9 protein-coding genes are annotated in these 12274 nt (G+C 59.6%); 4 read left to right on the top strand and 5 right to left on the bottom strand.

The window, feature by feature from the left end:
• Window positions 1-10 precede the first annotated feature (10 nt).
• Window positions 11-1222 carry a hypothetical protein gene (locus IPM54_02265; protein MBK9258640.1) on the top strand — a complete coding sequence of 404 codons (1212 nt, stop codon included), beginning with the start codon at window positions 11-13 and terminating at the stop codon, window positions 1220-1222.
• Window positions 1223-1230: 8 nt separating this feature from the next.
• Here the strand turns inward: IPM54_02265 and IPM54_02260 are convergent, their stop codons facing one another.
• The 3 genes from IPM54_02260 to IPM54_02250 form a co-directional block, all read right to left on the bottom strand.
• A complete protein-coding gene (locus tag IPM54_02260; GenBank protein ID MBK9258639.1) occupies window positions 1231-2640 on the bottom strand; it encodes an MFS transporter in 1410 nt (469 codons plus the stop codon).
• 104 nt (window positions 2641-2744) lie between these two features.
• Window positions 2745-3797, bottom strand: coding sequence for a nucleotidyltransferase domain-containing protein (locus tag IPM54_02255; GenBank protein MBK9258638.1), 1053 nt, complete (start codon window positions 3795-3797; stop codon window positions 2745-2747).
• Window positions 3798-3881: 84 nt separating this feature from the next.
• Window positions 3882-5165: a hypothetical protein gene (locus IPM54_02250; GenBank protein MBK9258637.1), complete on the bottom strand. Its 1284-nt coding sequence runs from the start codon at window positions 5163-5165 to the stop codon at window positions 3882-3884.
• A gap of 203 nt (window positions 5166-5368) precedes the next feature.
• Here IPM54_02250 and IPM54_02245 point away from each other — a divergent pair, with 203 nt between their 5' ends.
• Window positions 5369-6130 carry a hypothetical protein gene (locus IPM54_02245; GenBank protein ID MBK9258636.1) on the top strand — a complete coding sequence of 254 codons (762 nt, stop codon included), beginning with the start codon at window positions 5369-5371 and terminating at the stop codon, window positions 6128-6130.
• Window positions 6131-6152: 22 nt separating this feature from the next.
• Here the strand turns inward: IPM54_02245 and speA are convergent, their stop codons facing one another.
• Window positions 6153-8024 (bottom strand): biosynthetic arginine decarboxylase, encoded by a 1872-nt coding sequence (gene speA, locus IPM54_02240; GenBank protein ID MBK9258635.1) that lies wholly within the window; start codon window positions 8022-8024, stop codon window positions 6153-6155.
• A gap of 267 nt (window positions 8025-8291) precedes the next feature.
• Complete coding sequence (locus tag IPM54_02235) at window positions 8292-8666, bottom strand: hypothetical protein (protein ID MBK9258634.1); 375 nt, start codon at window positions 8664-8666, stop codon at window positions 8292-8294.
• Window positions 8667-8808: 142 nt separating this feature from the next.
• Here IPM54_02235 and IPM54_02230 point away from each other — a divergent pair, with 142 nt between their 5' ends.
• Together IPM54_02230 and IPM54_02225 are read left to right on the top strand one after the other, a co-directional pair.
• The gene (locus IPM54_02230; protein ID MBK9258633.1) at window positions 8809-10677 is read left to right on the top strand and encodes a VacB/RNase II family 3'-5' exoribonuclease; all 1869 of its coding nucleotides are present in this window, start codon (window positions 8809-8811) and stop codon (window positions 10675-10677) included.
• 80 nt (window positions 10678-10757) lie between these two features.
• Entirely contained in the window at window positions 10758-12239 is a 1482-nt protein-coding gene (locus tag IPM54_02225; protein ID MBK9258632.1) for a PAS domain-containing protein, read from the top strand.
• Window positions 12240-12274: the final 35 nt, after the last annotated feature.

The following is a 12274-nucleotide window of genomic DNA, read 5'->3' as shown; positions in this document are numbered from 1 at the left end:
AATGCGCGCGATGTCGAGACTGGCTGCCGTTTTTCTCTGCGCAACCTTGCTGAGCTGCGCTCCCGTCAAAGTCCCCCAAGCGCCCGCCATTGCGCCGGTCACGCTTTCGCTCGTCGAATCGGAGCCCGTCGAAACGAATCTCGATAGACCCGACATTCCAGATGCGTCCGCCGTGTGGCTCGAAATGGTCAATGGCGCCAAACGAACCATCGACGTGGCTCAATTTTATGCGAGCGAAGCGGAACCTCAGTGGATTGCATCGAGCAAACTCACGCCCATCATCGACGCGCTCGTGAGCGCGCACGAGCGTGGAGTCAAAGTGCGGTTTCTCGTCGATGAGAAGTTCGTCCCTCAGTATCCAGGCACGATTGATCGCTTGAAAAAAGCTGGCATCGAAGTACGACGCATCGATGGTGACGCAATCTTCGGCGGCGTGGAGCACGCAAAGTACTTCATCGTCGATGGATTCACGTCATTCATTGGAAGTCAAAACTTCGATTGGCGAGCTTTGACGCACATCCAAGAAATGGGCGTATGCCTCCATTCGACCGAATTTGCTCATCAATTACAAGATTTGTTCGACACAGATTGGGCCATCGCGGGCGGCGCTTCAATGGAAGCGCGCATGCGAAAGCACCCGCCAGCAGGAGCATTGCCGGGCGTCGAAGCACAACGCGTCGAATTGGTTGCCAGCCCCAAGGGATGGCTGCCCGACGAAAGTTCTTGGGATCTGCCGCGCATCATCGCTTTGCTCGATGGAGCCAAACAATCCATTCAGCTTCAGGTGCTCAAATACAAAACCATCGACCGGTCGGGACATCGATTCACGGAAATCGACGATGCAATCAGGCGGGCGGCAGCGCGTGGCGTCAAAATTCGATTCATCATCAGCGAATGGGGCATGAAGGACCCCTCGATCCAGGCTCTACGTGACCTTACCCCGGTCGTCGAAGTCCGCGTCATCACCATACCGAAATGGTCGGGCGGAGACATTCCTTTCGCACGCGTGGCCCACGCCAAGTACCTCGTCGTGGATGAAAACGTCGCGTGGATTGGCACGAGCAACTGGGAAGGCGACTATTTCATGAAGAGCCGAAACGTTGGCGTCATCTTGCACGAGGGAACCATTCCGAAAAGGCTCGCAAAGTTTTTCGATGAAAACTGGACGAATGGCCTCGTGACGCCCGTTTTGCCAGCACCTGCACCGAATCCATCACCTTGATGGCCGATTCAATGGATGCTGGCCGGCGCGTCCGGAGGATCGCTCGCAGGACGCACGTTCGGGAAAAAGAGCGCGCAAAAGAAGGCTATCGCCGACAAACTCGCGATCATCCAGAAAACCGTCCCAAGCCCCGTCTCCAGGTATCCGGCAATTTTGTCGACGATTTCCGGCGCTATTTTGGCCATTCCTTCGCGCGACAACAACTGACTCGCAGCATCCTTGGGAATGGTTGGATCGACGGCGAGTGCCGTCACGATGACACCGCCCATGACGCCGACGGCAACGGTTCCGCCGATGATCCGAAAGAACATCGTGCTGGCCGTCGCAACGCCGCGGTATTCCCACGACACGCTCATTTGAACAGCAATGATGAGCGAGACATTCGCGAAGCCCATGCCCGTGCCGAATAGAACCGCCGCGATTCGTAATGCCCACGGGCCATCCTTGGCGAAGAGCGCGAGCAGCAACGTAGCCAACGCGGTAAGCGTAATCCCTCCGCGTACGAGCGCGCGAAAACCTGCTTTCGTGACGATTCGCCCCGCAATGGCGCTCGCAATGGGCCACGCAACGAGCATGGGTGCAATGGAGCTGCCCGCTTCGGTCGGCGTACCGTGACGAACCCCCTGCACATAAAGCGGCACGTACGTCAGAAGCGCGAACATGCAGCCACCAGCAGCCGCATTGATGACGGAAGCAAGTGCAATCGTGCGACTCTTGAACAACGCGAGCGGCAACATGGGCTCGACCGCGCGGCGTTCGACGAAGATGAATGCGCCCAAAAGAACCACGACGGCACCGATGAGCAATGCCTCGGTCGATTCATTTCGCCCTCCCGCAGCGAGGAGCAGACAGGCGACGAGGGCCGTAAAAATGGCAGCACCGGCGATATCCAAGCTAGGCTTCTTGTCGCGAGAAACCTTTTCATGGAAAAAAGACGCGAGCAGAAAGGCCGCGGCAATGCCAAAGGGAATGTTCATGTAAAACACCCACCGCCACGAAACGTGCTCGACGATCACGCCGCCGATGAGCGGTCCGACGAGCCCGAAAAACCCCCAAGCAGCGCCGAAAAATCCCTGTATTTTTGCCCGTTCCTCGATACCGAAGATATCGCCCAAAATGGTAATCGGCATCGGCTGCATGGCGCCTGCACCGAGTCCCTGAAACGCGCGAAACGCAATCAACATGGGCATCGATTGCGCCGCGCCGCTTGCTGCCGACCCCACGAGAAATACAAAAATTCCGAATAAAAGCACGGGCTTGCGGCCGTACAAGTCCGCCAATTTCCCAAAAATCGGGACCGTGATGGCCGATAAAATCAAATACGCATTCGTTACCCAAGAATAGTATTCGATTCCGCCGAGCTCTCCCGTCACCGTGGGCATCGCCGTCGCCACGACCGTGGCTTCGAGCGCAGCCATCGCAAGCGCGAGCACGAGCGCCGATACCGTCAAGCCTCGGTGGGTTTTGCGGCCTTGCGATGCGGTCATGGCCTCGCACCCATGCGCGGATTTCGATTCATTCGTCAGAAAACTCCGAACCTACGAACGAGCATGCCGATCTCTTCATCCTCGAAAAAGACGCTATCGAGCCCCGTTTGAAATGTGTACGTCAGGCTCGTGGCTTCTTTGAAGAGCGCATCCGTACCGAGCGCATCGAGCGACAAACTCGAAAGATGCTGGCGCTTTTCGTCGTCCGCAAGAATGCCCATGAACGAGTCGTACGCGCCAATCACCTGCAGCGCCGTCTCCGGCGATATGCCAGGCCGCAACAGCACCTCGCACATCTGCTCGAGCGGCGACAGGCGAAGCCTGTTTCGGACGAACCGCACGACGCGCGCAGGATCCACGCCGCCTTCGTCTCGCCACTGTTCATCCTTGCCAAACAGCTCGAGCGAGAAACATGCAAGCATGCCGCTCGCAAACAAAAGCTTGCGGCTCATACGAAGCTTGACGTTTCGCAGCGCCCAGCCGCCCTTCGTCCGCTGCTTGTTGACGAAGTCCACGGTGATCGTGCGCCAGTAGCGGATGATGTCGTTCAGCAGAAATCGCGGGACGAGCGGATTTCGTTTTGAGAACAAAAGACCTCGATCGTCCGACACGTAACGATGCAAGACGAGCTCGATCACGCGCTCGTGCGCCTCGGAGCGGCACACCGCGAGGGACTCGAGCAGGAGCAGAATCCGCTGCGTCGTGTTGCGATTCGTGTCGTCGTGTCCGCCGATGAGGTGCAACAGCGGATGACTGAACGACACGTTGTCGAAGACGCCATAGGGGCTCGGTGGCTGAAACTTGGCGTCATCGAGGATGCGCGTGATCGCGAGCGCACGCTGAAAGTGCGCGTCGTCCGCGCGACCATCGACGAGCAGCGTCCAATCGATGTCGCTGCCCGGCGTGTACTCGCCGCGAGCGAACGAGCCGAACACGACGATGCTCGTGTCTTCGACGTCTTGGCCGGTGAGCAGCTCGCGCAGGCGTTCGAGCGTTGCTGCGGAAAACGCACGGGCGGCGATGACGTTTGGGAACGCGCGATTCGCCTTCGCTTCGAGCCGTGCGATCAATTCCGATCTTGGTTCCATCGCGTCCTCGCCGTGCGGCCGGGAGGCTAGCGCGCGGATCCTGGTCGGTAAAGGTGCAGCGGATACGCAGACTTACGAGGCAGCTCATCGCGCCGAGGGAGTCGCCAAAGAACAATCTGCAATCATGGCACGAAGCGTGTGCTGTGCGCCATCGAGCGTCGGATACGCAAACAGAAACGTGCGGCCGGTCCAAACGAACCGCGCATGCGTTGCGTCGACACGTGGATCTCGACTGCGTAAATCCATGTCGACTCCGATGATGCGCTGCAGCCACGAGCTGCGGCGAAAACGCCCGTCTTCGTAATGCGGCTCGACGTACTCGGCAAACGGCTCGCGAAACCCTCGACGTTCGACATCGCCAACTTGACGCACTTCGTGGCCCTCGATCACCGCATAGTGGATCGCGTCGAGCGATTCGAGCCACGCTTGTCGGGCAACGTGGATCCGGCCGCTCGAATCCCAACGAGCTTGCAAGCGCGCGTCGACGATCCTGCCCGAGCGCGGATCGATGAGACTGCCTTTCACGGCATGCACACCACGTTCGTCGATCACCCTTGCGGCTCCGTCTTCTTCGAGCGCAAGCAGCGTCGGCGAGCCCATCCCGCGCACGGGGAGCGCGTACTGAACCTGCGGCAAATCATGACGCGTCAGAGCGATCGAGCCGCGATCGTTCGTACGGATCCAAAATATTTCGTGGCTCGTCATGAAACCGAGCGAGCGGCCATCCCCTAGAAGCATGGCTTCGACATCGATGAAGCCCGCCTCGGCGATGATGGGTGCGCCAATCGTTTGACCTGCAATGTTCACATACTGAATGACAAACTCGTGCTTGGAAGGAATCGTGCACGGTTTGGGACACCGGTATTCGCAGACATGCGGTTGCGGTACGTTCCGAGGCCAACCGGAACACGTGGCATCGACGCACCTGCCTTCGCACGTCGCTTGGCGATATTCGATGCGTTTTGCGATGATGACGAATCCGCGTCCCAAAGGCGCAACTTCTACCGCCATTGCATCTGCGGGCAGGCCAATATCCATTTCGCGGCCAATCGGAGCGCCGTCAGGCGAAAGAGCACGCACTCGAACGCCCTCGGAAGTCGACCACGCGATGAGTCCTCCGCGCGCGCCAAACCCAATGGCGAACTGGCCGTATTGGACGATGGCGCCGATCTCCGTCGGCACGCCCAATTGGCACTGCGTCGCGCCTGCATTTTGCGCCGTCGCCTCGACAGGACCGACATGATTCGGCTCGGCAAGATGCACGGACGGGCTCGACCGATGGCCATTCGTAGGCGCAGAGCAAGCTCCGCAGGCCATGAGCGACAGGACGGCAGCGACCTTGCCAAAATGTAGGAGGCTTCCAATCATTCGTGATGAGCCATCTTCGGTTCTTTTCGAGCGACACGCGCGCATGAAATGAAGCGCTCGGCACGAATGCGGCGGTGAACGTGCTCGCACACTTTACCGCTAGACGTCGGATTCAAGATAATGAATGTATTCCCGTATTGAACAGCGAGCACCGAACACAACCCTTCTATCGAACGACGGTTTCGTCTCCGGAAACCATTCGAATGGTAGTGACCGACGGCAGTCAACTCGACGAAGCCGAGGTTCGGCAGATCCATGCGTTGCGCTTGGCGCTGATGCGCCTTCGCTCGGACGTCGATCCGGACACGGATTATGTAGATGTGGCAGCATTCGTGCGCAAAGCACGGTACGTCGTTCGAGCGTTGACGCCTCGAGGTGAGCTTCGGGCGTGCTTTGTGCTGCGTTCCACGGAGCGCGACATTCTAGGCCGGCGCTGCATTGTATTGCTGCCGGAGTTTGGCTATGCCGTGCCAAATCTGCGAGGGGGGCAGGTTGCGCGGATGTTCACTCGTGTGATGTTTCAGATCCGCACGTTGAACTGGAACCGAGACATCTTCATTGCTGGCTGTGGCTATCCACATTCATACAACACGTTTGCAACCGCCTATGACGGTGCCTTCCATACGCTCGCAAGCAAAGACATTCCCGCATTGGATCGCGCGGTCCTCGAGGACTTTCTCCGGGAAAAGCTGGGACGAGACGACATTGGGGCCGGGCTTTTACGGGTGAATGTATTGCATGTCGAGATCGAGCCTCGACATTTGGAACGCCTCCAGCGCTCGCGATTCTATCACGAATACGTCGCACAGAATCCTCGCTGGCAAGACGGCTACACGCTTGGCTTCGTGGTGCGGGCGGATTGGCGCACGCTCATGGCGAGCATTTGGTTGCGATTTTTCCGCCCGAAACACGGCGAGAAGCCCAACGCCCCTTCGACGAGCGTGAGCTTCCGAAGCTCCAAATGAGCCGAACGATGAGCCGCGCGGCTCAACCGAAGCTCAAATAGGTCTGATCCTTGAGCCCGCGCTCGTAATCCGCAAGAAGACGCATTCCTTCGGTCGGCCTCAATAGATCCTGCTTGATGGCCCCGTCGACCTGCGCCTTCACCTTCGCCATGAGCGTCTGCGTGTCGTATTGCGTGAGCGCAAGGACCTCGCGGATCTTGTTTCCCGCAATGGTCTCCTCGATGTAATAACCGCATTCCTCGTCGTCATCGAGGAACACATGAACCTCGTTGACCCGGCCAAACAGGTTATGGATGTCGCCCATGATGTCCTGATAAGCGCCGGTGAGGAAAATCCCCAGGTAATAGGGCTCTTCACCTCGCAACGGATGCAATGGCAACGTGTCCCTCACATCGTTCCGGTCGATGAATTTACTGACCTTGCCCTCGGAATCGCACGTGATGTCGACCAGCGTGCTCTCGGCAGAAGGGCGTTCATTGAGCCTGTGAATGGGCACCACGGGGAATAGCGCCCCGAGCGCCCAATGGTCGAGCAGCGATTGGAACACCGAGAAGTTGCAAATGTATTGGTCGGCGAGCTGCTTCCGAAGTGCCACCAAATCCTCGGGCACCTCCGCCGGGTCGATCGAGCCGAGCAGCTCTTGCATGCGCTCCGCCGTCTCCCAAAACAACGCCTCGACACGCGCTTTCACATCGAGCGCCAAGTAGCCAAGCTCGAACATCTTCTGCGCCTCCTCCTTGACCTGGAGGAGATCGTGAAACGATTCGGCAAGGTTCGTCGGAGACAAACCATCGCGCGTCTCGATCAGGTTCCGGATGAGCTTGTGCTCCTCGGTCTTGATGTCGATGGGCGCCTCGGGCGTCTTCTCGATCGAGCCGAACGCTTGCACGGCGAGCACCGAGTGGTGCGCGACGATCGCACGACCCGACTCGCTCACGATGTTCGGGTGTGGGACCTTCTCGTCGTCGCAGATGTCCGCGATGTTGAAGACGATGTCGCGCGCGTACTCTTCGATGGAATAGTTCATCGATGAATGAAACGTCGAACGCGAGCCGTCGTAGTCGATCGCGAGGCCGCCGCCGACATCCATGTACTCGATGCGATGCCCCATCTTGCGAAGCTTGGCGTAGTGCCGAGCAGCTTCGCGTACCGCGCGCTTGATGACGAGGATGTCGGGCACCTGCGAACCGATGTGGAAGTGCAGGAGCTTGAACGCAGAGTTCATCCCGGCTTCGGCCATGATCGCGCATGCCGCAAGGATCTCGGCCGTGGACAAACCAAACTTTGCGTGCTCACCACCGCTGTCTGCCCACTTGCCTGCGCCTTGCGTCAAGAGACGAACACGCAAGCCGACGAGCGGCTCGACGTTCATCTCCTTCGCCACACGAACGATCGTGCGGACCTCGGAGAGCTTCTCCGCGACGAGGATGACCTTCTTGCCGAGCTTGCGGCCGATCATCGCGGTGCGGATGAAGTTCTCGTCCTTGTACCCGTTGCAAATGATCAGCGACTCGTTGTCCGTGTGAACGCTGAGGCCGGCGAAAAGCTCGGGCTTCGATCCGACTTCGAGGCCGAAGTGGTAGAGCCGCCCCGCTTCGAGGATCTCCTCCACGACTTCCTTGAGCTGGTTCACCTTGATGGGGAACACGCCGCGGTATTGACCGCGGAACTTGAGGTCCGCGATGGCCCGGCCAAACGCCTCGTTCAGCGTGCGAACGCGGTGGTGCAAGAGGTCCTGGAAGCGGATGAGGAGCGGCGTGCGCAAGCCTTGCTTACGAGCCTCCTCGACGACGTCAATCAACGCGATTCGCCGACCTCGCTCCTGAAGCGGCGCGACGGTGATGTTGCCCTCGGGGCTCACATCGAAGTACCCGCGGCCCCAACGGTCGATCATGTAGAGATTGTTCGCGTCTTCCGTGGTCCACGCGTCGGCGGATGGATGCTCGTATTCGCTCAACTTCTTCGTCTCCCTCAGAGCACGATGTTCGGCCCGGGCAAGCGACGCCGGCAACGATGTGACGCGCGGCAGCGGCTCAATACGCTAGGAATGCCAAACCTTCAAGGTGGTTGGGCAATTTGAGATGAAGTCGGAGAAACCATGCGAGCTGGAGTTTGGGGCGAAGGACGGTCCGACGCCCCAACAACTCGAACGGGCGCTCGATCAGGAGGCGTCCGCGGGAGGCGCGGCAGCCTTCGCTCGCTTGTTTGCAGACTTGTAGTGATCGTAGAGGCGCGGCACGGGGTGGGCCTCGAGGCGCTTCTTGTAGCCAGGATCCTTCGTCCGGTTCTCGGCTTTGAGGATCGCGTCGATGAGCTTGTCGCGTGAGCCGAACTTCTCCTTGACCTCGGAGAACGTAGCGTGGAGGCGCAGGAGCTTTGCGTTCGAGACATGCTCGAGCCCTTTGTTGCCACCGCGGTCCGAGCTCGCGCGGCCGAGCCAGAGGTCCTCGCCGACGAACGTCTTGACGGCCTCCACGAGTTTCGCTTTGTCGCCAAAGCGCTCCTTGACGATCGCGAGCGGTGCTTTGCGTGCCATGTTCGATGTCTCCTCGAATGGTGGCGCGAGTTGACTCGCGCGGTTGTTCGAGGCGGCGGTGTAGCAGAACGACGGGGCAGCGCGCAAGAAGAGTGGCGTGCTGACGATCGCCACAATCGCCACACTCTGCTATGGGCGTCGCATGACTGCTGTCGCGATGCGCGGCCGAATATCGGTCCATCCCCGCGGGTTCGGATTTTTTGTGACCGACGCGCCGAGCGCGACGTCGGCATTCGTCACGCCACCCGATCTCAATGCATTCCTCCATGGGGACATCGTCACGGCCGACGTCGCGACGAATGGCGGAAGGTCATCTGCGACAAACCTCAAGCTCGTCACTCGATCGCGTGCGGAAGTATTTGGTCACGTTGTGGTGCGTTCGGGCAAGCCATACTTGAGCATCGATCGCTCCGTCGCCAACACGGATTGGCCACTCGATGGGGCGAGCCGTTTGTCCGAAGGAACGTACGTCGTCGCGGAAGTATCCGGCGATCGGCTGGTCGTGTCGCGCGTGCTTCCGGCGGATTCGGACATCGGCATCGAACGGTGCATCGCGCGGCATGGTTTGCGCGCGGTGTTCAACGCGGAAGTCGAATCGGCTGCCGAAGAAGCGGCGCGACGTTCCATTTCGACAAACGCTCGTCGTGATCTGCGTCATCTGCGATCGGTCACGATCGACGCCGAGTCGACGCGTGACATCGATGATGCGCTGGCAGCTCATCCGGCCGATGCTGACGGAGCGCTGCGTGTGCTCGTGTCGATTGCGGATGTGGATGCATTCGTTCCGCTGCGATCGATCCTCGATCGCGAAGCGCGGCTTCGCGGCACGAGCGTGTACCTTGCGGGACGAGTATTGCCGATGCTTCCGGAAAGTTTGTCCGCGAACGCGGCAAGCTTGGTCGAAGGTCACGATCGACCTGCGCTCACGGTGGAGATGCGCATCGATCCGGAGGGTCGCATCACGTCGGTGGACATTTACGAGAGCCTATTGCGATCGCATGCGCGACTCACGTACGACGCAGTGGACGAGTTTCTCACCGAGGGACATTCAGCGGGCGTGCCGCAGCCCGTCGAATCGACGCTGCGATGGTTGCGAACGGCAGCGGCGCGTTTGACTGCCGTGCGGCAAGCGCGCGGTGGCGTGAACGTGGCGCGAGAGGAAGCGCGCATCGAGGTCGATGCACGTACGGGACAACCGACGACGATCACGACGCAGCGAGACACGGCCGCTCACAGGCTCGTCGAACGACTCATGGTGGCGGCGAACGAAGCCGTCGCAGGATGGCTCGTGGCGCGAGGTTTGCCCGGGATATACCGCGTCCATGACGAACCTTCGGCGGATCGCGTCGAAACGCTGGCGAAAGTCGCGCACAATTTCGGATTCGAAGCGGGTTTTGGCCCACGGCTCACGCCTCGCGGGCTCGCAGCGTTCGAGGCACAATTTGCCGAGGGTCGATCGGAACCGGCCATTCGCACTGTGCTCGGCCAAGCGCTCGGACCCGCGCGTTATACGCCCGAACCTGGTCCGCATTTCGGTCTCGGCGCACCGCTCTACCTGCATTTCACGTCGCCCATACGCAGGTATGCGGATCTCGTCGTGCACCGAATCATCAAGCGATACCTCGAAGGACATCGCGAATACGACGAGCTACGCGCCGAGCTCGCGGTGCTTGCGGCAGATTGCGATCGTTCCAGTGCGGCGGCGGGCAAAGCCGAGGCGGAGCGTTACCGCATGCTCATGGCTCGCATGTATGCCGAGAAGCTTGGCGACGAAATCGTTGGCAACATCGTCGCAGTAAAGCCGTTTGGATTGATCGTACAGATTGCGGGGACGGGTGCGACGGGCTCGATTGCAATCGATTCGCTTCCAGGAGGTCCCTTCCGCAACGACGTAACAGCTCAAGCACTCGTGGGTCCGGGTCAAAAGTTCGCCGTGGGTGATCGCGTGCGAGCGACCGTTGCAGCCGTGCACGAAGATCTCGGCCGAATCGACCTCGTGCTCGTGGCGTGATGCTCTCGTCGCGCAGGCGTCATGCTGCGTAAAGAAACGCTACGCTTGTGCGCTGTACTTCGATTTGATACTCCTTGATCATGTCCGACATTACGTCAAAGACGGTTCCGAACTACGGGTTGGTGTTCGAGGGGTGTCCGGATCCGTGTGCAATCGTCGATGGCGACGTAATCGTAGCAACGAACACCGCATTTCGAGCGCACTTTGGGGACGCCGTGCAATCGTTTTCAGCGTGCGTCGATACGGCCGATCACGAAAAAGTTCCGCGTGAATTCCCGGCCACCGCGAGGTTCATTGCGCGTCCAGCCAATGGCGCAAGCGCGGGCAAACCCATGCAATGGACGGCTTGGCCAATGGATGGGGGCCTTGCGTGCGTGAGAATGGATGGTCCTGCACCCATGCAGCCCGAAATTCCTCCAGCACTGGCCCCGATGTTCCACGAACCTCTCACGCTTGCTGGAATGCTCGCGGGCAAGATGTTCGAACGATTGGACGCGACGATCTGGGCCATTTCTCACGAGGGAACGCTTCTCATTTCGGAGGGCAATGGATTGAAGCATTTTGGCATAGAGCCGGGACAAACCGTCGGACTCAATGCTTTCCAGATTCATCCCAAAGGGTCGCTCGCCGCGATGGATATGGAAACCGCATTGAGCGGCAAGAGCGTACGCCGCGACCAGGTAGAGACGAACGCGCATTGGCGCATCGCGTGCGAGCCGGTGCAAGACGCGAACCGATTCGTCACCGGAATGGTCGGATTCGGCTGGTGCATGGCGGAAGTCACAGGAAATGACAGGCAAGCGAAGGCGCTCCTCAGCGCGGTGGCCGAATTGCCCGTCACGGTATGGGCCATGGAGGCCGACGGAACATGCACGCTGTCCGTTGGCAAGGGACTGCGTCATTTCGGCTTGGAATCCGGAGCGCTCGTCGGGAAAAACCTGTTGCAAGTCTATCCGCCGGGCTCGGAGACGTACAACCACATTCTGCGAGCTCTGCAAGGCGAACACATCGCGCAAGAAATACGCATTGGGGAAATGACTTGGTTCAGTACGTTGCTGCCGGTGAAAGATGCATTGGGGAAAAAGGTGACGCAGGTGTACGGCGTTGCCGAGAACGTGACGGAAAGATCCAATGCGCAGCGGCGTATCGAGGAACAAATCGCACTCATCAAGTCCCAGCAAGAAGCAATTGCTACCCTCACGAGTCCCATTATCGAGGTTTGGCAGGGTGTGCTCGTGGTCCCAGTCATCGGGTCTCTCGATGGCAATCGTGCCACGCGGCTGCTCGAGCACTTGCTTGCAGAAGTGGTGAGCCGCCAGTCCAAGGCGGTCATCTTGGACTTGACGGGAACCAATGTCGTCGATCCGTCGACAGCCCAAAACCTCTTCGACATCATGCGCAGCGTGCGCCTGCTCGGCGCGGAGGGACTCGTGTCCGGAATCCGGCCCAATGTCGCACGAACGATGGTCGAACTCGATGTGGCCAGCGCTTCCTGGAAAACATTCCCTACCCTCGCCGAAGCACTACGACGTCTCATCGGAAAACGCTCACGAGCCGAGTGACGGCGTCCATTTCGACATTGCGCAGCCGTCGGCAA

This window comes from Polyangiaceae bacterium (genome assembly GCA_016715885.1).
In the GTDB taxonomy this organism is placed as follows: Bacteria; Myxococcota_A; Polyangia; order Polyangiales; family Polyangiaceae; genus Polyangium.
This window is presented reverse-complemented; position numbering and strand designations above follow the sequence as displayed.